Source organism: Paraburkholderia sp. BR10141, assembly GCF_056155635.1.
In genome coordinates this window covers 45,904-68,508 of the sequence record NZ_JBMIQH010000024.1, presented here as the reverse complement: position 1 = coordinate 68,508, position 22,605 = coordinate 45,904, and the positions used below count along the sequence as shown (strand labels likewise).

Below are 22,605 nucleotides of genomic sequence, written 5' to 3'. Positions count from 1 at the left end.
CCGCCGCTTCAGTGAGCGCGGCGGGCGCTTCGTCTTCGTTCAGTCGTCGTCTTGCGGATCAGGCGGCCAGTTCTTCCTGGTTCGCCTTCTTCGCGCCGAGTTCGCCCAGTGCGCGCTTGTATTCCGTCGGGAACACCTTCACGAACTGGCGGCGCGCCGCATCCCAGTTCTCGAGCAGCGCCTTGGCGCGCGTCGAGCCCGTGAACTGGAAGTGACGCTCGACGAGTCCCTTGAGCAGCGCTTCGTCGGTCTGGCCCGTGTGCCACAGTGCGCGGTCCACAGTGCGCTCCTGTTCGGCCTGCTGCAGGACCGGGTCGAGCGCGACCATCGACTTGTTGCACTTGCCGGCGAAGGTGCCGTCCGGGTCGTACACGTAGGCGATGCCGCCCGACATGCCCGCCGCGAAGTTACGGCCCGTTTCGCCGAGCACGACCACCGTGCCGCCCGTCATGTATTCGCAGCCGTGGTCGCCCGTGCCTTCGACGATCGCCGTCGCGCCCGAATTACGCACCGCGAAACGCTCGCCCGCCACGCCGCGCAGGAAGGCTTCGCCTTCGAGTGCGCCGTACATCACCGTGTTGCCGCAGATGATGTTTTCTTCGGACTTGCCGCGGAAGTCGTTGGTCGGACGGATGATGATGCGGCCGCCCGAGAGGCCCTTGCCGACGTAGTCGTTGCCGTCGCCCACGAGGTCCAGCGTGATGCCGCGTGCGAGGAACGCGCCGAAGCTCTGACCCGCCGTGCCCTTCAACTGGATGTGGATCGTGTCTTCCGGCAGACCGTCGTGGCCGTACTTCTTCGCGACGACGCCCGAGAGCATCGCGCCAACCGTGCGGTTCACGTTGCGCACCGGCTGGATGAACGAGACGTGCTCGCCCGTTTCGATCGCCGCCTTCGCCTTCTCGATCAGCGTGTGATCGAGCGCGCGGTCCAGACCGTGGTCTTGCGTGTCGACGTGCTTCTTCGCGACTTCAGCGCCGACCGACGGCTGGTAGAACACGCGCGAGAAGTCGAGACCCTTCGCCTTCCAGTGCTCCACGCCACGGCGCGTGTCGAGCAGATCCGCGCGGCCGACCAGATCGTCGAACTTGCGGATACCCAGTTGCGCCATGATTTCGCGGACTTCTTCAGCGATGAAGAAGAAGAAGTTGACGACGTGCTCGGGCTGGCCCGAGAACTTCGCGCGCAGCACCGGATCTTGCGTCGCCACGCCGACCGGGCAGGTGTTCAGGTGGCACTTGCGCATCATGATGCAGCCCTGGACGACGAGCGGCGCCGTCGCAAAGCCGAATTCATCCGCGCCGAGCAGCGCGCCGATCACCACGTCGCGGCCCGTCTTCATCTGACCGTCGGCTTGCACGCGGATACGGCCGCGCAGCTGGTTCAGCACCAGCGTCTGCTGCGTTTCCGCCAGACCGAGTTCCCACGGCGTGCCGGCGTGCTTGAGCGACGAGAGCGGCGAGGCGCCCGTGCCGCCGTCGTGACCGGCGATCACGACGTGGTCGGCCTTGGCCTTCGCCACGCCGGCTGCCACCGTGCCCACGCCCACTTCCGACACCAGCTTCACCGAGATCGACGAAACCGGGTTCACGTTCTTCAGGTCGTGAATCAGCTGCGCCAGGTCTTCGATCGAGTAGATGTCGTGGTGCGGCGGCGGCGAAATGAGGCCCACGCCCGGCACCGAATAACGCAGCTTGCCGATGTACTCCGAAACCTTGTGGCCCGGCAGCTGACCGCCTTCGCCCGGCTTCGCGCCCTGCGCCATCTTGATCTGGATCTGGTCCGCCGACGACAGGTACTCCGCCGACACGCCGAAGCGGCCCGACGCCACCTGCTTGATCTTCGAACGCAGCGAGTCGCCATCCTTGAGCGGGATGTCCTTGACGACTTCCGGCCCAATGATCGACTGCATCGTGTCGCCGTTCTTGATCGGAATGCCGCGCAGTTCGTTGCGGTAGCGCTTCTCGTCTTCGCCGCCTTCACCCGTGTTCGACTTGCCGCCGATGCGGTTCATCGCAACGGCCAGCGTGGCGTGCGCTTCCGTGCTGATCGAGCCGAGCGACATCGCGCCAGTCGCAAAGCGCTTGACGATTTCCTTGGCCGGCTCGACGTCGTCGATCGAGATCGCGCGCGCCGGGTCGAGGCGGAATTCGAACAGACCGCGGAACGTCATGTGGCGCCTGGTCTGATCGTTGATCAGGTGCGCGTATTCCTTGTACGTCTGGTACGAGTTGCTGCGCGCCGAGTGCTGGAGCTTGGCGATCGCGTCCGGCGTCCACATGTGGTCTTCGCCGCGCACGCGGTAGGCGTACTCGCCGCCCGCGTCGAGCATGTTGGCGAGAACCGGGTTGTCGCCGAATGCGTCGCGGTGCAGACGGATTGCTTCTTCGGCCACTTCGAAGAGGCCGATGCCGCCCACCTTCGAGGCCGTACCCTTGAAGTACTTGGCGATCAGATCGTCAGCCAGACCGACGGCTTCGAAAATCTGCGCGCCCGTGTACGACATGTACGTGGAGATGCCCATCTTCGACATCACCTTGAGCAGGCCCTTGCCCACTGCCTTGGTGAAGTTGTAGACGGCCTTCTCGCCCGACAGGTCGCCCTTGAGGCCCTGCGCCATTTGCGCGAGCGTTTCCATCGCGAGGTACGGGTGCACGGCTTCCGCGCCGAAACCGGCGAGCAGCGCGAAGTGGTGCGTTTCACGCGCCGAACCCGTTTCCACGACGAGACCCGTGCTCGTGCGCAGGCCGTGCTGCACGAGGTGCGAGTGGATCGCCGAGGTGGCGAGCAGCGCGGGAATCGCGACGTTGTCGCGGTCCGCGCGGCGGTCCGACACGATCAGAATGTTGTAGCCCGACTTGACCGCATCGACGGCTTCCGCGCACAGCGACGCGAGACGCGCTTCGATGCCTTCCTTGCCCCAGGCCACCGGATAGCAGATGTTCAGCTCGTAGCTGCTGAACTTGCCGCCCGTGTACTGCTCGATCGCGCGGATCTTCGCGATGTCCTTGAAGTCGAGCACCGGCTGCGACACTTCGAGACGCATCGGCGGGTTGATGTTGTTGGTGTCGAGCAGGTTCGGCTTCGGGCCGATGAACGACACGAGCGACATCACCATGTTTTCACGGATCGGGTCGATCGGCGGGTTCGTGACCTGCGCGAACAGCTGCTTGAAGTAGTTGTAGAGCGTCTTGTTCTTGTTGGACATGACCGCCAGCGGCGAGTCGTTGCCCATCGAACCGACCGCCTCTTCGCCCGACATCGCCATCGGCGCCATCAGGAACTTGAGGTCTTCCTGCGTGTAGCCGAACGCCTGCTGACGGTCGAGCAGCGCGGCGGCTTCGGCGCGCGCGGTCGCGACGTCTTCCGCCTTCGGCTCGATCTCGTCGAGCTTGATGCGCACGGCGTCGATCCAGCTCTTGTACGGCTTGGCGTTGGCGAGGTTGTCCTTGAGTTCCTTGTCGTCGATGATGCGGCCGTGTTCCATGTCGATCAGGAACATCTTGCCCGGCTGCAGACGCCACTTCTTGACGATCTTCGACTCGGGGATCGGCAGCGTGCCGGCTTCCGACGCCATGATGACCAGGTCGTCGTCCGTGACGATGTAGCGCGCCGGACGCAGACCGTTACGGTCGAGCGTCGCGCCGATCTGGCGGCCGTCGGTGAATGCGATCGCGGCGGGGCCGTCCCACGGTTCCATCATCGCAGCGTGGTATTCGTAGAACGCCTTGCGGTTCTCGTCCATCAGCGTGTGCTGTTCCCAGGCTTCCGGGATCATCATCATCATCGCGTGGACGAGCGGGTAGCCCGCCATCACCAGCAGTTCGAGACAGTTGTCGAACGATGCGGTGTCGGACTGGCCCGGATAGATCAGCGGCCAGAGCTTGGGCAGGTCGTCGCCGAGCACGTGCGAGGCGATCGCGCCGGTACGGGCGTTCAGCCAGTTCACGTTGCCCTTGACGGTGTTGATTTCACCGTTGTGGGCGATCATGCGGTACGGGTGAGCCAGTTCCCACGCCGGGAACGTGTTGGTCGAGAAGCGCTGGTGCACGAGCGCCAGTGCCGACACCACGCGCTCGTCCTGCAGGTCGCGGTAATACACGCCAACCTGGCCGGCGAGCAGCAGGCCCTTGTAGACGACCGTGCGCGCCGAGCACGACGGCACGAAGTATTCCTTGCCGTGCTTGAGCTTGAGCGCCTGGATGCGGTGGCTCGCGGTCTTGCGGATGATGTACAGCTTGCGCTCGAGCGCGTCCGTGACCATCACGTCCTTGCCGCGGCCGATGAAGATCTGGCGGATCAGCGGCTCGCTAGCCTTCACCGTGGGCGAGATCGGCATGGCGTGATCGACCGGTACGTCGCGCCAGCCCAGTACGACCTGGCCTTCGGCGCGCACCGTGCGCTCGAGTTCCTGCTCGCAGGCGAGACGCGAGGCGTGTTCCTTCGGCAGGAAGATCATGCCGACGCCGTACTCGCCGAACGGCGGCAGCGTCACGCCCTGCTTGGCCATCTCTTCGCGGTAGAACGCGTCCGGAATCTGGATCAGGATGCCCGCGCCGTCGCCCATCAGCGGATCGGCGCCCACGGCGCCCCGGTGGTCGAGGTTCTCGAGAATCTTCAGGCCTTGCTGAATGATTTCGTGGCTCTTCTTGCCCTTGATATGGGCGACGAAACCGACGCCACAGGCGTCGTGTTCGTTTTGCGGGTCATAGAGACCTTGCGCGGCGGGCACCGCGGCGCGCTGCTGGTGATCGTTCATGGGGACACCGTCAGAGTGGGGCCGTTGCCAGCCGTTGAATCCGTTTTCTTGATTTACGCCGCTTACGTGACCGCTGTACGGCGTTGCGCGGGTACTACGTGCTTCCCGCGTTATGCGCCCAGGAGAGCCGAAAGGCGAATATACGCGACGAATCAAGGGGATGCAAATAAAACGTGATGTTCGAACCCCAATTATCGAGTAGGTGCATTCGCACATTTTTTTATTGGGGTCATATTAAATTCGGGCAAAAGAAAACGGCATCCGGGGATGCCGTTTATTTCGTAAACACTTGATCCGAAAAGCAATCAGTGAGTGCCGGTGCCCGGCTTGCGCTCGTCGTGTTCCGAACTCGAACCGGAGGACCCTCCGCTGCCGGAACCCTGCGAACCACCGGAATGGCCGCCCGCGCCACCCGGATTTCCACCCGATGTTGTAGCCGAACCACTCCCAGGATGACCTCCTCCCTGCGTCGAGGTCGAGCCGGCCGGGTTGGCGCCGGCGTGCGAGGTAGAATGGGGGCCAGATTGTGTCGCGCCATGGCTCGCCGGCTGACCACCGGCCCCGCCCGATCCGGCCGCAGGCGTCGAAGCCGGGCTCGCGGTGGCCGCGGCGCCAACGGCGCCCGGCGTCGCCGCAGGCGTGCCTGGCGCCTCGCGCACCTTGCGCGGGCGCCCACGCGGCAGCGGCGAGACGCGCCGGTTCGCCGTGCGCGACGCCCAATCGCGGTACGTGTCGCTGCCGAGCACCCAGCCCTTGAGCGTAGCCTGCATGAGCTGTGTCGTTTCGCGTTCGTCGAGCACCTGCTCGCAGAGTTCGCGATACGCGCGCTGACGCTCGAAAGGCGTATTGCCGAGCGCCCAGTACAGCGGGTGGTCGGTGATGAGGCTGTCGACGGTGAGGCCGATGTGATGCCGGTAGCTCGACCATCGATAGTCTTCGGGCGCCGTCACGAGGTGGCTGCGCACCGGTGCGAGCTCGACGACGCGGCTCGCCAGCAGGAAGAAGCGCTCGCCCTCGATGACCGTCGCGCGGTAGCGCCCCTCCCAGAGCGTGCCGCGACGCGCATAGCGCCGGTTGAAATGCGCCACGTAGCGCCGGCCGACCGCCTGCATTGCCTTGGGCAGGCTGGATTCGTCGGAAGGCGTGACGAGCAGTTGCACCGCGCCGGGCATCAAAACCCACGCATGCACCGCCAGATGATGATCGCGCGCCGCGGCCTTCAGGCAGTCGATGAACAGTTCGTAGTCCTGGTCATCGACGAACGCGGGCTGCTGATCGAGTCCGCGCAGGATCACATGCTGTGGCTGATCGGGAACATAAAGACGTGCAAGCCGTGCCATGCTCGATTTTCCTGGTTCCGTTGGTGAATACCCGCAGACCCGCCAGGCCCCACCAGCGCTAGTTCTCGCTGGCATGCGGCTTCGGCGGAAAGCTCGCGGCGCTTAGTAAAAAAGCTCTAACGGTCGCGTCTGGTTTGTTGCAAACGTTGTGTTCATAATGAGCGGGCCTTTCATGGAGGAGCAATTAATATGAAATTAAAACAGGCGCTGGCAGGGGTCGCCGCGCTCGCCAGTTTCACGGCGGCACACGCACAATCCGCAAACACGTTCTACGTCACCACCGGCTGGTTCCGCTTCATGCCGCAGGACACCAGCGATCCGCTCAAGATCGACAGTGTCGGCGGCACGCCCGTCAACATGGCCATTCCGAACACGGGCGCCAGCGTCGGCTCGGCCGACACCGTGGGCTTCTCCCTCGGCTACTACATCACCGACCACTTCGCGACCGAAGCCGAACTCGGCATTCCGCCGAAGTTCGATATTTCCGGCGGCGGCAGCTTCAGCAGCTACGGCAAGGTCGGCTCGGCAAAACTGTGGAGCCCCGCGCTGCTGTTCAAGTACTACTTCAACAGCCCGGAAGCCAAATTCCGTCCTTACCTCGGCGTCGGCGTGACCTACGCCTGGTTCACCGACGCGAAGATCACCAACGGCGCCTTTGAACAAGAGAGGCTTGGGGGTCCGACCAGTGTTTCGACGGATCGTTCCTGGGCCCCCGTGTTTAACCTGGGCTTCAACTACAACTTCACGAAGCACTGGTTCGCCGGTTTCTCGCTCTCGTACATCCCGATCAACGTGACGGCCACGTACCACACGACGCTGAACAACCAGTTCGGCACGCAGCGAGTCGCGGAATCGAAGATTCACCTGAACCCGCTCGTGACGTACCTGAAGGTCGGCTACAACTTCTGACGCCCTTCGGCGCCCCGCACCACCTCGCGCCGGCCCTTCGCCTCGCCCTTGCGGCGTCTGGCGGAGGGCGGCGTTTCCCGCCCGGCCGTGCCCTTCCCGTCTGCGCGTCTCCATCGATTTTCCCCGCCTTCGCATGGGCTTATCCTGATTCTATGCCTCTGCGAAAAAGCGTGCTGTCCCCGTAATCACCTGTTTTGTCACCAGAGAAGGAAGCCCCGCCTGGCGGGCGTTTGCGCCCGGCTCGCTGCGCGCGTTCAAGGCTCGGGCACTGGAATTGCGCAATACTTGCACTCCGGTCCTCGCCCTCCCGCGCCCTTTTTCGTGCGCGCCGCGGCGAGCCTTTTACCTGTGACTTTTCAACGACGGAGCCATACATGAGCGCCTTTCCGAACACGCGAGAAGCCCTCGGAGATTCCTGGACGCGCACGAGCCGACACGCGCGGCGCATTGCACGCCGCGGCCGCAGCGCCGCCGCCGATATCACCGACGAGTTGCGTGATCTGCTCGCCGAGCTGGAAAACACGCTGGGCGAAGGAACCCAGGCCGATGCAGCTGCGCTGCGCGCCGACATCCGCAAGCGTCTGGACGCCGCCCGCGAGCGGCTCGAAGTCGCGCGTGCAGCCGCGCGCGACCACACTGACGCGGCCATCGCCGGCGCCGACGACTACGTACACCGCAATCCCTGGCAGGCCGTAGCGATTGCCGGCGGCGTCGCGCTGGTACTGGGCGCGCTGCTCTCGCGCCGCTGAAGGAGGAGCCGGGCACCGGCCGCCCGGCCCGGGGCCTCAGGCGTCGAGCGCGTGCGGCCCGATCAGGTCGATACGGTCGGTGCAGACCGTATCGACGCCCCAGCTCACGAGTTGGCGAGCGCGGTCGAGTTCGTTCACCGTATAGGCGAGGATGAAAAGCCCCGCCGACTTGATGCGCTCGACGAGCGCCTCGTCCAGATGGCGATGGCTCGCATGCAGCGACACACACTCGAGCGCCGCCGTCTGCTCGCGCCAGTCGGCGGGCACCCGCTCGAATAGCAGCCCGCGCGGCAGTTCCGGCGCGCTCTCGCGCGCCGCCTCGAGCGCCGCATAAGAGAACGACGACAGCAAAGGCGGCGTGCCTGCCCGCGCTTCGCTCTCCCATAGGCGCGCCGTTTCGGCGCCGACAATGCGCCCTGTCTCCACGTCGCGACTCGCGCAGGGCTTGATCTCGACGTTCGCCGCAAGCCCCAGTTCGCGACAACACGCTGCAACTTGAGCGAGCGTAGGCATTGGCTCGCCCGCAAAACGCGCGTCCCGCCAGCTGCCCGCGTCCAACGCGGCAAGTTCCGCATAGCGCATGGACGCGGCCGCGCCGTGCCCGCTCGACGTGCGATTCACCGAGTCGTCATGGAGCAGGAACGCGACGTTGTCGACGGACAGCCTGGCGTCGAACTCGACCATCTTATGGCCGAGGCTCGCGCCGGTGTGCAGACCCGCCAGGGTGTTCTCGGGCGCGAGCGTGCCGCCCCCTCGGTGCGCGGCAACGCGCGGATACGGCCAGGACTTGATCAAATCGGCTCCCGGAATCGGCAGGGGCGGTGAGAGGGGGCGAGCCGCGCCCTCAAACGTCATCGGCGACGACGAAGAGGCGGCGGTACTCCTTCAGGGCATAGCGGTCGGTCATGCCCGCGATGTAATGCGCGATCAGCCGCGGCTGCACGGCGGCGTCCTGCGTCTGGTACGGCGGCGGCAGCAGGCGCGAGTCTTCGCTGAACGCCTCGAACAGCCCCTTCACCACGCGCCGCGCCTTGTTGGCCATGCGCATCACGCGATAGTGGCGGTACAGGTTGCGGTACAGGAAGCGCTTGAGCGCCGCCGCCTGCGCGGCCACGCGCTCGCTGTGCGCGACGAGCGCAGGCGCCGCGCGCACGTCGTCGAGCGACTGCGGCGCGCACTCGGCGAGATTGCGCCGCGTCTGCCCGATCAGATCGACGATCAGCGTGTTGATGATGCGCCGCACCGTCTCGTGAATCAGCCGACGGCCCTCGATCTGCGGATATTCGGCGCGCGCGGCGTCGTAGTGCGTTTGCCAGAGCTCGACCTCGGCGAGTTGCTCGATGGTGAGCAGGCCCGAGCGCAAGCCGTCGTCGACGTCGTGGTTGTTATAGGCGATTTCGTCGGCGATGTTGGCGATCTGCGCTTCGATGGACGGTTGCCGCCCGAGCAGAAAACGCTCACCCAGATCGCCCAGATGCCTCGCATGCTCACGCGAGCAGTGCTTGAGAATGCCTTCGCGCGTCTCGAAGCACAGGTTCAAGCCGTCGAACGCGCCATAGTGCTCTTCGAGCTCGTCCACGACCGCGAGACTCTGGAGATTGTGCTCGAAGCCACCGTGCTCGCGCATGCACTCGTTGAGCGCGTCCTGGCCCGCATGGCCGAACGGCGTATGGCCGAGGTCGTGGGCGAGCGAGATCGCCTCGACCAGATCCTCGTTCACGCGCAGGTTACGGGCGACCGAGCGGGCGATCTGCGCGACTTCCAGGCTGTGCGTGAGCCGCGTGCGAAAGAGATCGCCCTCGTGATTCACGAACACCTGGGTCTTGTACTCGAGGCGGCGAAACGCCGTCGAATGGACAATGCGGTCGCGATCGCGCTGGAACTCGCTGCGCGCGGCGGGCGGCGGCTCGGGATAGCGCCGCCCGCGCGTGCGCGAGGCGTGCGCCGCGTAAGGCGCGAGGCCCGCCTCGAATGACGCGATCAGCGCGGCGCTGGCGTCGCCGCCATGCGCGTCGCTACCTTCCTGAACACTACGGGGATCACTACGGTTGTCGCTGCGGGTGTCGCTCACCGTTCCTCCGCAAGGGGTTGTCGCCGGCGCCGCCTCAGCTCTGCGTCGCGGCGGCGAGCGTGGCCTGCACGGCTTCGTCGGGCGCGCGGCCGATGTGCGTCTCGCCGAAGCGCTTGAGCAGGATGAACTTGATCGCCCCGCCCTCGGCCTTCTTGTCGACCTGCATCAGCTCGACATAGCGGTCCGCGCCGAGCGCGGGCGCACGCACCGGCAGCTTCGCGGCCTCGACCACGCGCACGAGGCGCGTGCGCGAAGCTTCGTCCAGCATGCCCATGCGCACCGAAAGGTCCGCCGCCATCACCATGCCGCAGCCCACCGCCTCGCCGTGCAGCCACTCGCCGTAGCCGAGCCCGGCCTCGATCGCGTGGCCGAACGTATGGCCGAAGTTGAGGATGGCGCGCAGGCCGCCCTCGCGCTCGTCGGCGGCCACGACCGATGCCTTGATCTCGCACGAGCGCCTGACGGCGTGCGCGAGCGCTTCGGGCTCGCAACGGTTGAGCGATTCGACGTTGGCTTCGATCCAGTCGAAGAATTCGGCATCGGCGATTGCGCCGGTCTTGATGACCTCGGCGATGCCCGCCGCCAGCTCGCGCCCCGGCAGCGTGGCAAGGGCGCCGATGTCGGCGATCACGGCCTGCGGCTGGTAGAACGCGCCGATCATGTTCTTGCCGAGCGGATGATTGATGCCCGTCTTGCCGCCCACCGACGAATCGACCTGCGAAAGCAGCGTGGTCGGCACCTGGATGAACGGCACGCCGCGCATGTAGCAGGCGGCCGCGAAACCCGTCATGTCGCCCGTCACGCCGCCGCCCAGCGCGATGAGCGTGGTCTTGCGGTCGGCGCGCGAGGTGAGCAGCGCGTCGAAGATCTCGTTGAGCGTTTCCCAGTTCTTGTGCGCCTCGCCGTCGGGCAGCACCACCGTATTGACGTCCTTGCCGAGCGGCGCGAGCGCGGTGCGCAGCGTCTCGCCGTAGAGCGGATCGACGACGGTGTTCGTCACGATCGTCACCGACTTGCCGGCGATATGAGGCGCGAAGAGCGCCGTCTGACCGATCAGGCCGGAGCCGATATGGATGGGGTAGGCGCGGTCGCCCAGTTCGACGTTGACGGTAATCATGCTCTGAATCTTTTGGGTTTCCGATGCACTGCCTGCTTCACGACTCACTGCGCGACTCACTGCGCCACCTGCGCCCTACTCGCGCGCAGTGGCCCGCACGACGCCGGCCATGTCGAGCTGCATCAGCACCATGTTGACGAGTCCGTTGACGGAAGGCCGGCCGGTTTCGATCACGAAGTCCGCGACTTCGCGATACAGCGGGTCGCGCACTTCGTAGAGCGCTTCGAGCCGCGCCTTGGGGTCTTCGGTTTGCAGGAGCGGACGATTCTTGTCGCGCCGCGTGCGCAGCCACAGGTCGTGCGGATGCGCGCGCAGATACACGACGAAGCCGCGCGCCTTGAGCGCCGCGCGATTCTCGGGCCGCAGCACCGCGCCGCCGCCGGTCGCGAGGACGATGCCTTCACGCCCCGTGAGCTCTTCGATCATCTGGGCCTCGCGGTCGCGAAAGCCCGCTTCGCCTTCGAGTTCGAAGATCACCGGGATGCGCGCGCCCGTGCGCGCCTCGATCTCGTGATCGGAGTCGAAGAACGGACGCTCCAACCGGCGCGCGACCGCCCGGCCCACGGTCGTCTTGCCGGCGCCCATGAGCCCTACGAAAAATACATTGGCGTTTGCGTCCCGCACTTGCAGCGTTTCCTACGAAAGGTTGGTGCCGCAGCTTACTGGCAAAGCGGCGGCATTGTCGAGCCTGCGGCCTCGGTGTTCCGGCCCCGCAAGCATGCGGCTTCGCGCTTGCGGCCGGGTCGCCCGATCAATCAGGGTCAATTCGGCTCCACGACGCGCGGCGTGATGAATACCACCAGCTCGCTGCGTTGATCCCGGTGCGCGCGATGCGAAAAAAGCGCGCCCAGAACCGGTATTTTGCCCAGGAGTGGCACGCGCGTCACATCATCGCGGTCATCCGTCGCGTCGATGCCGCCAATTGAGACCGTCCCGCCGTCCTCGATTTCCACGCGCGTCTGCACGTGTTTGGTGTTAATTGCAGGCCCGGCGGCCGTTTGCTCGCCGACACTGTCCTTCGCCACATCGAGGTCGAGTATCACGCGGCCATCGGGTGTGATCTGCGGCTCGACTTCGAGTTTCAGGCTTGCGCGCCGGAACTGCACGCCCGAAACGCCCTGCCCGACCTTGGCCTGATAAGGCAGCTCGGTGCCCTGCTCGACGACGGCCTTCGTGCGGTCGGCGGTGACGACGCGCGGACTCGACACCACGCGCCCGCGCCCTTCGGCCTCGAGCGCGCTCAACTGGATGTCGAGCAGGCGCGTGGCGCGCGCGGCCAGCAGCGTGAGCCCAAGGCCTGCAGGCTCGAAGCCGGAAATCGGGCCCGCCGCGAGGTCGTACACCGTGCCGTCGGCTCGGGCGGTCAAGCCGCGGGCCGTCGAGCCGTCCACACTCACCGGCGTTACGCCAAGACGCACGCCCAGCTCGCGCGACAGCCCCTCGTCTCCTTCGACGATGCGCGCCTCGATCAGCACCTGACGCGCGGGCGCGTCGAGCCGCCACACGAGCTCGCTGATCTGGTCGAGTCGCGCCGGCAGGTCGGTGACGAAAAGGAGGTTCGTGCGCGCGTCCGCCACCGCCGTGCCGCGCTTCGAGAGTGCGCGCTGTGACCCCGTGCCTGTCAGGAAACGCCGCAATTCCTCGGCGCGCGCGTAATGCAGCTCGAACGAGCGGCTGGCGAGCGGCTCCAGCTCCGCGGCCCGGGCGTGCGCCTCGTAACGCTGCCGCTCGCGCGCCGCCAGCTCCGCGGCGGGCGCGACCCAGATCACATCGCCGATGCGCGACATCGCCAGGCCGTTCACCTCGAGCAGCAGGTCGAACGCGGTACGCCACGGCACGCGGTCGAGGCGCAACGTCACCTGGCCGCGCGCTCGTTCGCTTGCGACGATATTGAGCTTCGTGAACTGGGCGAACGCTTGCAGAACGGCGATGATTTCAGCGCGCTGGAAGTTGAGCGTGATCGGCCGGTTTGGCGGCAAACCGTCGTTGTCTGCCGCCGCGTCGCCAAGCCGCATCGGCGCGCGCAGCGGTACGGGCGGCCCTTCGAGCGGCCCGGCTGCCGACGCGTCGCCGGGTTCGCGCGAAGGTTCGGCTACGGGTTGGGATACGTGAGCGCCGCCGTCTGCGCGTGCCTGCGAAACGTCTTCGGGCATCGGGGCATCGCTGCCTCCTACGAACGGATTGGCGGTCCACTGTTTCGCTGCGGGCTCCGCCGCACCATCGGGCAACGGCGGCACTTCGTAGTGCGCGAGCGCCGCCGGCGAATGTGCCCACCCAGGCCGAGGCTGAGGCACCGCGGCCCATGCAGCGCCCGCGGCAACACTCACCATCAACGGGGCGAGGACGGCAACGGTCCGCTTCAGCGCGCTCATTTCACCGGCTCCGCCCAGCCGAGCGCGCGCGTCGTCCCACCCGCCGCGACGACAACCCGCGCCGGCCTGATTTCCAGCACGCGAGCGTCGCCGATCGCCTCTCCCGCCTGCGCGGTCACGACGCCATCAGGCGTTTCCACCAGCGCGACGATGCGCTGCCGATCCTGGAGGATGCCGGCAAGGCGCCACCCGTCTTCCGCCGTACCGGCCGCAGCCGCATGCGTGAAGGGATCGCGAGCCGCCGCTCCCGGAGCCACCGCCAGCGGCACGGCGGGCAGCGCATCGTACACACGCAACGTTGCCGAGACCGACAAACCGGTTCCCGTGCGCCGGACTGCAAGCTCGGATGGCACCGTGAGCGCCGGCTCGCGCGCCAACCCTTCGAGCAGTCCACGCAGTTGCGCGAAGCTGCCTTGCGCGACCAGCTTGATCGACCGGGACGCCTCGGCTTGTGCGCCGCTCGCAACGCCAGGCTCCAGCGCATGCAGCACGAGGCCCGATTGCGCGGCGAGCTGCGAGATGCGGCGAATATCGTCGGCGGAATTGCCGGCACGCGGCGCACCCGAAGCCGTTCGCGCCGCAGCGTCGCGCAGCGCGGGCAGGCGCGCCAAGACTTGCTGCGCATCGCCGTAGCGCTTTTGAGCGGCTTGCAGCTCGGCGCGAGCTGCATTCACACCGAGTGGATCTCCGACGATGCAGGCGACGCCCGCGGCGGCGAGAGCCAGCACGGCAATCATCGACGCGACAGCCCGGCGGCGGCGCGTGCTCCACGCGTGAAGCGGCGGCCATCCGCGCAATGCGCTGCCCCTGCCTGACTGCGGCGAAACAAGCCCCCGCTCCTGTCCAGCGTGCGCAGGCATCGTGCTCATGTCGCCTCCTTCGCGGCGGCGCCGCTCGACGCTCGGGACGCCTCGCGCACTCGCGGTGCGCCGCCCTGCGGCACAGTGCTCGCGCCTTGCCAGACGAGATGAGCTGCCACGCGAATCGGTTCGCCATCGGGCACACGCTCGCGTGCAGCGCCAGCCGGCACGCCGCGCTTGAGTTCGCGCACGCTCAAGGCCTCGACGTCGGGCAGCGAGCGTAGGCGTCCGAGCCAGGCCGCAGCCGCCGATTCGTCCGCCGCGCTCGCCTGTAGATCGGTTTCATCGGCGGACTGCGCAAGCTGCTGCAAGCCGACGCCTGGAGCAGGCTCACTCGCCAACGCGTCCGCAAGGGCGAAAAAGCGCGCCGTCGCCTGCGCGTGCTGTCGGGCGAGTCGATCGCCGATGCGGCGCGCTTCGATCTCCCGCGTGAGGCGCTGCGCCTCGGCGAGCGGTGCGCGCCACTGCGCCAGTGGCCGCTCCAGCGCCTCGCGCCGAGCCTCGAGCGTGCTGCATTCGATGCGCTGCCAAAGCACGACACCCAGCGCACACGCGCATCCGCCAAGCGCCGCGGCGCCCCATTCGAGCAGGCGCCAGCGGAGCCTCCTGCGGATGGCGCGGCGCCGCCACGGCAGCAAGTTGAAACCGCCGACGGCCCGGCCCGGAAAGCCGCGCACAGCGCGCGCGAGCGTCATTCCGCCACCCCGCGCAGCGCGAGCCCGAAGGCCACCGCGCACGCCGGATCGTGCAACAGCGTCGCCGCGAGCGGCCACTCGACGTCGGCCAGCGGTGCGCATTCGAACGGCAGCACTGGCGCACCCAGCGCGTCGCCGATGTCGGCCATCGTGAAGTTTGCGCCGCGAAGCATGGCAAGCTCGCCCGAGACCTGCACGCAGCCGGCCTGCTCGCCGTCGACGAGGTCGTGCAGCGCCTCCACGAGATCGGCATGTTCGAGCGCGGGAAAGCGCATGTGCCGGATGACCGAGTCGTCGACGAGCAACCAGCCGTGCACGCCTTCCGGGCCGACCCAGATCGCCACCCAGGGTTCGTGCGGCGGCAACTCGTACACCGCCGCGTGCCGCATGGCGCGCAACGCGGCGTGCGCCTCGCCGTCCACGGCGCACAGCGTGATGCCCGCCATTGCCGCGCATTCGATGCGCGATTCGAGATGCTGCCGCGGCGTCGCCGCGATCGTCACCTGTGCTTCGCGGCTGCGCGGGGTGGCCGGCAGCACGCTCCAGTCGACCGCCAGCTCGCCGCGCTCCACGCCCGCCGTGCGCTCCGCCTCCGCCAGCACGAACGGCTCCAGCGCTGCGTGAATACCCGATTCGTCCATCGCGCCCGCCGGCGCCAGACGCGCAAGCGGCACGGTCGCGACGAGCGTCGCGCTCGTGGGCAGCGCCATGGCGCAACGCAGCGACGCCGCCGCGCTGGCGCGCGGCAACTCGCCAAACACGCAGCGAAGCGCCGCGACGATGGCCGCCCGGTCGACGATCTCCGCGCCGGCGAGCGCCTCGCGCGCGAGCGGCGCGCTCGCCAGCCATTCGAGGCGGACCGGCCCCGCCCCGACAATGCGCTGGCTCAACACCACCAGCGTGACCCCGCGCGCGCTTAAATCCACACCCGCGGCAAACCGGCGAGCGCCCAACAACAGCGGATTCCCGAAACCCATCGCATCCCTCCCGTACGTCCGCGCGCCGCAAACCGTTCGCAGCGCGTCGATGGAGAAATTGTGCGAATCGCGGTGGCGCACGAATACTCGGCCGAACGGCCAACGGTCGCCGCCAGCGCTATCCACGCGCCAGGGGCGCGTCTACAGTGCGAATATCAGCAGAGGCGTCAGCGGACGCATCGACAGAAACAGCGGATCGCGTGCTCGCCCGCGCCGTCCATGTAAGCGTATCGAAAGCCAGCGGGCGAGCGGCGGCTATAATCGCGGGACTGTTTTTCTGGTGTTCGTATGCAAGATCAGCTTCCTTCGTCCGTACCGCCTTCCACGCCGCCCGAGCCGCCCCGGCGGCGCAAGCGCCCGTGGTGGGCCACGCTGCTGATCGCCTTTTTCGGCCTCATTTTCGCCGGCGTGGTGTGTGTGGCGCTCGTACTCGGCTACGCGCTCGTCGTGGCGACACCGAACCTGCCGTCGCTCGAGGCGCTCACCGACTATCGCCCGAAGGTGCCGCTGCGCATCTACACGCGCGACCATGTGCTGATCGGCGAATTCGGCGAGGAGCGGCGCGACATCGTCCATTTCAAGGACGTGCCGGACAACCTCAAGAAGGCCATTCTCGCCATCGAAGACGCGCGCTTCTACGATCACGGCGGCGTCGACCTCGCCGGCATTGCGCGCGCGGGCTTTGTCGCGCTCACCAATGGCCATGCCACCCAGGGCGCCAGCACGATCACCATGCAGGTGGCGCGCAACTTCTTCCTTTCGAGCGAAAAGACCTACACGCGCAAGATTTACGAGATGCTGCTCGCCTATAAGATCGAGTCGAAACTCTCGAAGGATCAGATTCTCGAGGTGTACATGAATCAGATCTATCTGGGCCAGCGCGCATATGGCTTCGCGAGCGCCGCGCGCGTGTACTTCGGAAAGGATCTGAAAGATCTCACACTCGCCGAGTGCGCGATGCTGGCCGGGCTGCCCAAGGCGCCGTCGGCCTACAACCCGGTCGTCAATCCGAAGCGGGCGAAGGTGCGCCAGGAGTACATTCTCCAGCGCATGCTCGAGCTGCATTACATCACCCAGCAGCAGTACGACGAGGCCGCGGCGCAGCCGCTCGTCGTCAAGGGTGCGGGCAAGGAATTCAGCGTCCACGCCGAGTACGTCGCGGAAATGGTGCGCCAGATGATGTACGCGCAGTACCACGAGGAGGCGTACACGCGCGGACTGAACGTCGTCACCACCATCGACTCCGCCGATCAGGATGTCGCCTATCGCGCGCTGCGCAGGGGACTGATGGACTACGAACGGCGCCACGGCTATCGCGGGCCCGAGGCGTTCATCGACCTGCCCACGGACAGCGACGAGCGAGAGCAGGCCATCGACGACGCGCTCGTCGAGCACCCCGACAACGGCGAACTCGTGGCGGCGGTCGTCACGGCGGCGAGCCCGAAGGAAGTGCGGGTCACGTTCATGGACGGCAACACCACGAGCGTCACTGGCGACGGGCTGCGCTTCGCGCAGTTCGCGCTCTCCGCGCGCGCGCAGCCGTCGCAGAAGATCCGGCCGGGCGCGATCATCCGCCTCGCGCGCAACAACGCAGGCGACTGGTCGATCACGCAGCTGCCGCAAATCGAAGGCGCATTCATCTCGATCGTGCCGCAGGACGGCGCGATCCGCGCGCTCGTGGGCGGCTTCGACTTCAACAAGAACAAGTTCAACCACGTCACCCAGGCGTGGCGTCAGCCGGGTTCGAGCTTCAAGCCGTTCATCTACTCGGCGTCGCTCGACAAGGGGCTCGGGCCGGCGACGGTCATCAACGACGCGCCGCTCTTCTTCAGCGCCGCCGAAACGGGCGGCCAGCCGTGGGAGCCGAAGAACTACGGCGGCGGCTTCGACGGCCCCATGAGCATGCGTACGGCGCTCATGAAGTCGAAGAACCTCGTGTCGATCCGTATCCTCAACCACATCGGCACGAAGTACGCGCAGCAGTACATCACGCACTTCGGCTTCGACGCCGACCGGCATCCCGCCTACCTGCCGATGGCGCTCGGCGCGGGTCTCGTCACGCCCCTGCAGATGGCCGCCGGCTACTCGGTGTTCGCCAACGGCGGGTATCGCGTGAATCCGTATCTGATCGCCGAAGTCACCGACCAGCGCGGCATGGTGGTCGCCCAGGCGCAGCCGCTCGTGGCCGAGCAGAACGCGCCGCGCGCCATCGACCCGCGCAACGCGTTCATCATGAACAGCCTCTTGCAGAGCGTCGCGCAGCGCGGCACGGGCGCGAAGTCGAACGTCCTCAAGCGCACCGACCTGGGCGGCAAGACCGGCACGACCAACGACTCGCGCGACGCGTGGTTCGCGGGCTATCAGCACACGCTGGCCGCGATCGCCTGGATCGGCTACGACAACCCGCGCAGCCTCGGCGACAAGGAAACGGGCGGCGGTCTCGCGCTGCCGGTCTGGATCGACTACATGCAGAAGGCGCTCAGCGGCGTGCCCGAGTACAAGATGGCGATGCCGGACGGCATCGTTACGCTCGGCGACGAGCTCTACTACGCCGACGCCACGCCGGGCCACGGCTTCGTCTCGACAGTGGGCATCAGTCAGGCGGCGCTCGAGGCGTCGGCTGGCGGCGCATCGGGCGCCGACGATGCCGGTGCAGATCCGACGCCCGAGCACGTGAATGCGAAGGAGAAGGAAGACATCATGAATCTGTTCCGCGGGCACTGAGGCACTCCGCAGCAATGGCCATGAAAAAACCCCAAGGGTCGGATCTATGTCCAACTCTTGGGGTTCAGTTCACAGTCTTGCGACTCGCGCCCGTTTCTTTTATGAGCTCACGCTTGGGCGCTTATGGCTCGAACCGTACCGGCTCGCCCGCCTGCTCCGTTGCATAGGCCGTGAGCGCCGAGAAGAATTCGGTGCCCGTGCGCGTGTCGCGCCATTTGTCGTCGATGAAGCGATAGTGGAAACCGCCCGCCTTCGCCGCGATCCAGATTTCGCGCATCGGCGGCTGCAGGTTCACGATGATCTTCGTGCGATTCTCGAATTCGAGCGTCAGAACGTTGCCGCTGCGCTCGAGTTCGATGTCCGCTTCGGCCTCGTCCACGGCCCGCTCTACGGCCGCCAGCACGGCCTCCGCGCGGCTCAGGTAGTCATTGTCTGGCATGCTAAACTCCACCGGTTATTCATTCAGGGACAATTATGCGTGTCATTTCCCGGACGCGCGCAGCGGCCCCCAGCGCATGGACGCCCCGCGCGATTCTAGCGGCTTTTGCGATCGGCGCCGTCGCGCTCGCAGGCTGTGGCCAGCGCGGCGCGCTCTACATGCCCACCGTGCCGCCGCTTCCGCCCAAGCCCAATTTCGAAACCACGCAGCCGGAAACCGGCGCGACGCCCGCGAGCGCTCCCGAGTCTGCATCGGCGCCCATCGGCACGATTCCGGACACCTCCGGCACGCCGCTGTCGTTGTCCCCGGACACCGAACTCGGCACCCCACCCGCGACCACCGGCAGCCCGCAGGCGGCTTCCGACGCCACGCCAACCCAGTAAAAACGCTCGCATGACCCAGTCCGCTTTTCACCGCGATAACGGCACGCTCTTCGTAGAAGGCGTCTCGGCCGCAGATCTCGCCGCACAGTACGGCACGCCGCTTTATGTGTATTCGCGCGCGGCGCTCACCGCTGCATGGCACGCCTACGCCGACGCCTGCGCCGGCCGCCGCGCCAAGGTGCACGTCGCGGTCAAGGCGAACAGCAATCTCGCCGTGCTCAACGTGTTCGCGCGCGAAGGCGCGGGCTTCGACATCGTTTCGGCGGGCGAGCTCGCCCGCGTGCTCGCGGCAGGCGGCAAAGCGCAGGACGTGGTGTTCTCGGGCGTCGGCAAGACCGCCGGCGAAATGCGCGAGGCGCTCGAAGCGGGCGTGAAGTGCTTCAACGTCGAATCGATTCCCGAACTCGACCGCCTCAACGAGGTGGCGGGCAAGCTCGGCAAGAAGGCGCCGGTTTCGCTGCGCGTGAATCCGGACGTCGATCCGAAAACGCATCCGTACATTTCCACCGGCCTGAAGGCGAACAAGTTCGGCGTGGCATTCGACGAAGCGCGCGCGACCTATCGCGCGGCCGCGGCCATGGCGCACCTGGACGTGGTCGGCATCGACTGCCATATCGGCTCGCAGATCACCGAAATCGCGCCGTATCTCGACGCCATCGACAAGCTGCTCGAACTCGTCGACCAGATCGAAGCCGACGGCGTGAGCATCCGCCACATCGACGTGGGCGGCGGCCTCGGCATCACCTACGACGACGAAACGCCGCCCGACATCGGCGAGTTCGTGCGCACGGTGCTCGACCGCATCGAGGCGTATGGCGCAAAAACGGGCAAGGCGCGCGAGGTGTACTTCGAGCCGGGCCGCTCGCTCGTGGGCAATGCGGGCATCCTGCTCACCACGGTCGAGTTCCTGAAGCCAGGCTCGGAGAAGAACTTCGCGATCGTCGACGCCGCGATGAACGACCTCGCCCGTCCCGCCATGTACGACGCGTATCACGCGATGGAGCCGGTCGTTGCGCGCCAGTCGGCACCGCAAACCTACGACGTGGTCGGCCCCGTGTGCGAAAGCGGCGACTGGCTGGGCCGCGCACGCTCGCTCGCGATCGAACCGGGCGACGTGCTCGCGATCCGCTCCGCGGGCGCCTACGGCTTCGTGATGAGCTCGAACTACAACACGCGTGCGCGCGCCGCCGAAGTGATGGTCGACGGCAAGCGCGTGCATCTCGCGCGCGAGCGCGAAAACGTGGCGGAGTTGTTCGCCAGTGAGCGCGTGCTGCCGGACTGAGTCTTTCGTCCGCCCCCCATGAAAAAAGCGACGCCTCGGCGTCGCTTTTTATTTGCCTGCCTGCGTGCTCTGCACCTACGCGGCGCCCGCATCCGCGCGCGCGGCACGCCAGCGCGCAAGCAGCCACACGGCCGCGCGCCAGCCGAGCAGCGCCAGCATGATCGCGCCGTAGAGCTTGGGCAGCACGAGGTCGTGCTTGCCCGCCTTCATCCACCAGAAGTGCAGGATCGCCAGCACGCCGATCGCGTAGATGAGCCGATGCAGCGTCTGCCAGCGGCGTCCGAGCCGGCGCGCCATCGCGCGCGTGGACGTCACGGCGAGCGGAATGAGCAGCACGAACGCGGCAAAACCCACCGTGATGAACGGCCGCTTGCCCACGTCCTTGAACATCGCGGCGACATCGAACCACTTGTCGAACCAGATGTAGGTCGTGAAGTGCAGCGTCGCGTAGAAAAACGCGAAGAGGCCCAGCATGCGTCGAAAGCGGACCAGCGTATTCCAGCCCGTGATTCGTCGCAGCGGCGTGACCGCGAGCGTGATGCAGAGGAATACCAGCGTCCACAGGCCCGTGGAACGCGTGATGAACTCGATCGGATTCGCACCGAGCCCGTCCGTGAAGCCGAACAGCACGAGGCGCGCAAGCGGATACAACGCCGTGACGAACACCGCCACCTTCGCCCACGGCAGCCAGCGCGGGCCCGTCACGCTCGCCACACCCGCCTTTCGCGCAGGGCGCGCCTGGCCCGCCCCCACGCGCGCGGCGGCCTGTGGTGTCGTCGTCGATTCCATCTCTCGCTCCATCAAGCTCGTTGCTCAGAAGTTCTTGCGCAGATCCATGCCCTGATACATCGACGCGACGAGGTCGCCGTAGCCGTTGTACATGAGCGTCTTGCGCTTGGGCTGGAAGAAGCCGTCTTCGCCGATGCGCCGCTCCGTGGCCTGGCTCCAGCGCGGGTGATCGACGTTCGGATTCACGTTCGAATAAAAGCCGTATTCGTTCGGCGCGTACTTGTTCCAGCTCGTGGGCGGCTGGTTCTCGACGAAGCGGATCTTCACCAGCGACTTCGCGCTCTTGAAGCCGTACTTCCACGGCACCATCACACGCACGGGCGCGCCGTTCTGGTTCGGCAGCACCTGGCCGTAAAGGCCGACCGTGAGCAGCGTGAGCGGATTCATCGCTTCGTCCATGCGCAGGCCTTCGGAATACGGCCAGTCGAGAATCGGCTCGGCGAGACCCGGCATTTGCGAGGGGTCGGCGAGCGTGATGAACTGCACGTAGCGCGCGTTGCCCGTGGGCTGCGCGCGGCGGATCAGTTCGGAAAGCGAAACACCGATCCACGGCACGACAATCGACCAGCCCTCCACGCAACGATGCCGGTACACGCGCTCTTCGAGCGGCGCGAGCTTGAGAATCTCGTCGATGTCATAGACCTTCGGGTTCTTCACCTCGCCCTCGACGCTGAGCTTCCACGGACGCGGCCGCAGCGTGTGCGCGTTTTGAGCCGGATCGCCCTTGTCGGTGCCGAACTCGTAGAAGTTGTTATAGGTCGTGATGTCCTTGTAGGGCGTGACCTTGTCGAGCGCGACGAACTTCGTGTTCGTCTGCGCGGCGAGCTTCTGCGCCTTCGGGTCGCCGGGGGCGTATTCCGCAAGCGCCTCTCTTGCACCGAACGGCCCCGCAATGCCGCCGAGCGCAAGCGCGCCCGCTGCCCGCAGAATGCGCCGACGCTGTTCGTACACCTTTTGCGGCGTGATTTCGCTCGCGGGGATGTCGTCACCGTTGAGCAAGATCCTGCTGCTCCGCTTGATCCACATATCGCTGCTCCTGCTTCTTGCGTGGCGTGCGCCGCCAGCACATTGATCGTATCTCGACCCGTCCAGCCGTGCTGTGCACGACGTGGATCGACGGGATGACCTCAAGCGGGCAA

Annotated in this window: 17 protein-coding genes and 1 pseudogene; 5 read left to right on the top strand and 13 right to left on the bottom strand. The window is 66.6% G+C overall.

What is annotated here, in order from left to right; translation table 11 throughout:
- Positions 1-58 precede the first annotated feature (58 nt).
- Positions 59-4,759, bottom strand: coding sequence for a glutamate synthase-related protein (locus ACOJB8_RS28370; RefSeq protein WP_368610404.1), 4,701 nt, complete (start codon positions 4,757-4,759; stop codon positions 59-61).
- Between the two features lie 650 nt (positions 4,760-5,409).
- Positions 5,410-6,099: pseudogene (locus ACOJB8_RS28365) on the bottom strand (transposase); the annotation flags it as partial.
- A gap of 189 nt (positions 6,100-6,288) precedes the next feature.
- Between ACOJB8_RS28365 and ACOJB8_RS28360 the strand changes: the two are divergent.
- Positions 6,289-7,008 carry an OmpW/AlkL family protein gene (locus tag ACOJB8_RS28360; protein ID WP_342949818.1) on the top strand — a complete coding sequence of 240 codons (720 nt, stop codon included), beginning with the start codon at positions 6,289-6,291 and terminating at the stop codon, positions 7,006-7,008.
- A gap of 374 nt (positions 7,009-7,382) precedes the next feature.
- Positions 7,383-7,757 carry an ElaB/YgaM/YqjD family protein gene (locus ACOJB8_RS28355; protein WP_069268237.1) on the top strand — a complete coding sequence of 125 codons (375 nt, stop codon included), beginning with the start codon at positions 7,383-7,385 and terminating at the stop codon, positions 7,755-7,757.
- Between the two features lie 36 nt (positions 7,758-7,793).
- Here the strand turns inward: ACOJB8_RS28355 and ugpQ are convergent, their stop codons facing one another.
- The 8 genes from ugpQ to pilM all read right to left on the bottom strand — a co-directional run bounded on the left by ugpQ (position 7,794) and on the right by pilM (position 15,849).
- Positions 7,794-8,549, bottom strand: a complete 756-nt coding sequence (ugpQ, locus tag ACOJB8_RS28350; protein WP_428996036.1) for a glycerophosphodiester phosphodiesterase — start codon at positions 8,547-8,549, stop codon at positions 7,794-7,796.
- Positions 8,550-8,601: 52 nt separating this feature from the next.
- Complete coding sequence (locus ACOJB8_RS28345) at positions 8,602-9,828, bottom strand: deoxyguanosinetriphosphate triphosphohydrolase (RefSeq protein WP_475015584.1); 1,227 nt, start codon at positions 9,826-9,828, stop codon at positions 8,602-8,604.
- 34 nt (positions 9,829-9,862) lie between these two features.
- Positions 9,863-10,945, bottom strand: a complete 1,083-nt coding sequence (gene aroB / locus ACOJB8_RS28340; protein WP_475015582.1) for a 3-dehydroquinate synthase — start codon at positions 10,943-10,945, stop codon at positions 9,863-9,865.
- Positions 10,946-11,020: 75 nt separating this feature from the next.
- Positions 11,021-11,575, bottom strand: coding sequence for a shikimate kinase AroK (gene aroK, locus ACOJB8_RS28335; protein WP_069268233.1), 555 nt, complete (start codon positions 11,573-11,575; stop codon positions 11,021-11,023).
- 131 nt (positions 11,576-11,706) lie between these two features.
- Positions 11,707-13,317 (bottom strand): type IV pilus secretin PilQ, encoded by a 1,611-nt coding sequence (locus ACOJB8_RS28330; RefSeq protein ID WP_342949816.1) that lies wholly within the window; start codon positions 13,315-13,317, stop codon positions 11,707-11,709.
- Positions 13,314-14,186: a hypothetical protein gene (locus tag ACOJB8_RS28325; RefSeq protein WP_342949815.1), complete on the bottom strand. Its 873-nt coding sequence runs from the start codon at positions 14,184-14,186 to the stop codon at positions 13,314-13,316. The genes ACOJB8_RS28330 and ACOJB8_RS28325 overlap by 4 nt, the downstream gene beginning before the upstream one ends.
- Positions 14,183-14,872 (bottom strand): fimbrial assembly protein, encoded by a 690-nt coding sequence (locus ACOJB8_RS28320; protein ID WP_342949814.1) that lies wholly within the window; start codon positions 14,870-14,872, stop codon positions 14,183-14,185. Before ACOJB8_RS28320 ends, ACOJB8_RS28325 begins: the two co-directional genes overlap by 4 nt.
- A complete protein-coding gene (pilM, locus tag ACOJB8_RS28315; protein WP_475015580.1) occupies positions 14,869-15,849 on the bottom strand; it encodes a type IV pilus biogenesis protein PilM in 981 nt (326 codons plus the stop codon). Before pilM ends, ACOJB8_RS28320 begins: the two co-directional genes overlap by 4 nt.
- Positions 15,850-16,137: 288 nt before the next feature.
- Here pilM and ACOJB8_RS28310 point away from each other — a divergent pair, with 288 nt between their 5' ends.
- Positions 16,138-18,573, top strand: coding sequence for a penicillin-binding protein 1A (locus ACOJB8_RS28310; RefSeq protein ID WP_475015578.1), 2,436 nt, complete (start codon positions 16,138-16,140; stop codon positions 18,571-18,573).
- A 121-nt stretch (positions 18,574-18,694) separates the two neighbouring features.
- Here ACOJB8_RS28310 and cyaY read toward each other — a convergent pair whose 3' ends face one another.
- A complete protein-coding gene (cyaY, locus tag ACOJB8_RS28305) occupies positions 18,695-19,012 on the bottom strand; it encodes an iron donor protein CyaY (protein WP_342949811.1) in 318 nt (105 codons plus the stop codon).
- A gap of 35 nt (positions 19,013-19,047) precedes the next feature.
- On the opposite strand from cyaY, the gene lptM reads away from it, so the two are divergent.
- Entirely contained in the window at positions 19,048-19,395 is a 348-nt protein-coding gene (gene lptM / locus ACOJB8_RS28300) for an LPS translocon maturation chaperone LptM (RefSeq protein ID WP_069268227.1), read from the top strand.
- A gap of 10 nt (positions 19,396-19,405) precedes the next feature.
- Positions 19,406-20,677, top strand: coding sequence for a diaminopimelate decarboxylase (gene lysA, locus ACOJB8_RS28295; protein WP_069268226.1), 1,272 nt, complete (start codon positions 19,406-19,408; stop codon positions 20,675-20,677).
- Between the two features lie 75 nt (positions 20,678-20,752).
- Here lysA and msrQ read toward each other — a convergent pair whose 3' ends face one another.
- Both msrQ and msrP read right to left on the bottom strand, forming a co-directional pair.
- Complete coding sequence (gene msrQ, locus ACOJB8_RS28290; protein WP_475015576.1) at positions 20,753-21,478, bottom strand: protein-methionine-sulfoxide reductase heme-binding subunit MsrQ; 726 nt, start codon at positions 21,476-21,478, stop codon at positions 20,753-20,755.
- Positions 21,479-21,490: 12 nt separating this feature from the next.
- Positions 21,491-22,492 carry a protein-methionine-sulfoxide reductase catalytic subunit MsrP gene (gene msrP, locus ACOJB8_RS28285; protein WP_342949809.1) on the bottom strand — a complete coding sequence of 334 codons (1,002 nt, stop codon included), beginning with the start codon at positions 22,490-22,492 and terminating at the stop codon, positions 21,491-21,493.
- Positions 22,493-22,605: the final 113 nt, after the last annotated feature.

What these genes read in the sequence shown, in the direction of transcription:
- lptM (WP_069268227.1), top strand. Translation starts at nt 19,048, where the DNA reads ATGCGTGTCATTTCCCGGACGCGCGCAGCGGCCCCCAGCGCATGGACG.
- ACOJB8_RS28360 (WP_342949818.1), top strand. Translation starts at nt 6,289, where the DNA reads ATGAAATTAAAACAGGCGCTGGCAGGGGTCGCCGCGCTCGCCAGTTTC.
- ACOJB8_RS28320 (WP_342949814.1), bottom strand. Translation starts at nt 14,872, where the DNA reads ATGACGCTCGCGCGCGCTGTGCGCGGCTTTCCGGGCCGGGCCGTCGGC.
- cyaY (WP_342949811.1), bottom strand. Translation starts at nt 19,012, where the DNA reads ATGCCAGACAATGACTACCTGAGCCGCGCGGAGGCCGTGCTGGCGGCC.
- pilM (WP_475015580.1), bottom strand. Translation starts at nt 15,849, where the DNA reads ATGGGTTTCGGGAATCCGCTGTTGTTGGGCGCTCGCCGGTTTGCCGCG.
- ACOJB8_RS28355 (WP_069268237.1), top strand. Translation starts at nt 7,383, where the DNA reads ATGAGCGCCTTTCCGAACACGCGAGAAGCCCTCGGAGATTCCTGGACG.
- msrQ (WP_475015576.1), bottom strand. Translation starts at nt 21,478, where the DNA reads ATGGAGCGAGAGATGGAATCGACGACGACACCACAGGCCGCCGCGCGC.
- ACOJB8_RS28325 (WP_342949815.1), bottom strand. Translation starts at nt 14,186, where the DNA reads ATGAGCACGATGCCTGCGCACGCTGGACAGGAGCGGGGGCTTGTTTCG.
- msrP (WP_342949809.1), bottom strand. Translation starts at nt 22,492, where the DNA reads ATGTGGATCAAGCGGAGCAGCAGGATCTTGCTCAACGGTGACGACATC.
- ACOJB8_RS28330 (WP_342949816.1), bottom strand. Translation starts at nt 13,317, where the DNA reads ATGAGCGCGCTGAAGCGGACCGTTGCCGTCCTCGCCCCGTTGATGGTG.
- lysA (WP_069268226.1), top strand. Translation starts at nt 19,406, where the DNA reads ATGACCCAGTCCGCTTTTCACCGCGATAACGGCACGCTCTTCGTAGAA.
- aroB (WP_475015582.1), bottom strand. Translation starts at nt 10,945, where the DNA reads ATGATTACCGTCAACGTCGAACTGGGCGACCGCGCCTACCCCATCCAT.
- ACOJB8_RS28310 (WP_475015578.1), top strand. Translation starts at nt 16,138, where the DNA reads ATGCAAGATCAGCTTCCTTCGTCCGTACCGCCTTCCACGCCGCCCGAG.
- ACOJB8_RS28370 (WP_368610404.1), bottom strand. Translation starts at nt 4,759, where the DNA reads ATGAACGATCACCAGCAGCGCGCCGCGGTGCCCGCCGCGCAAGGTCTC.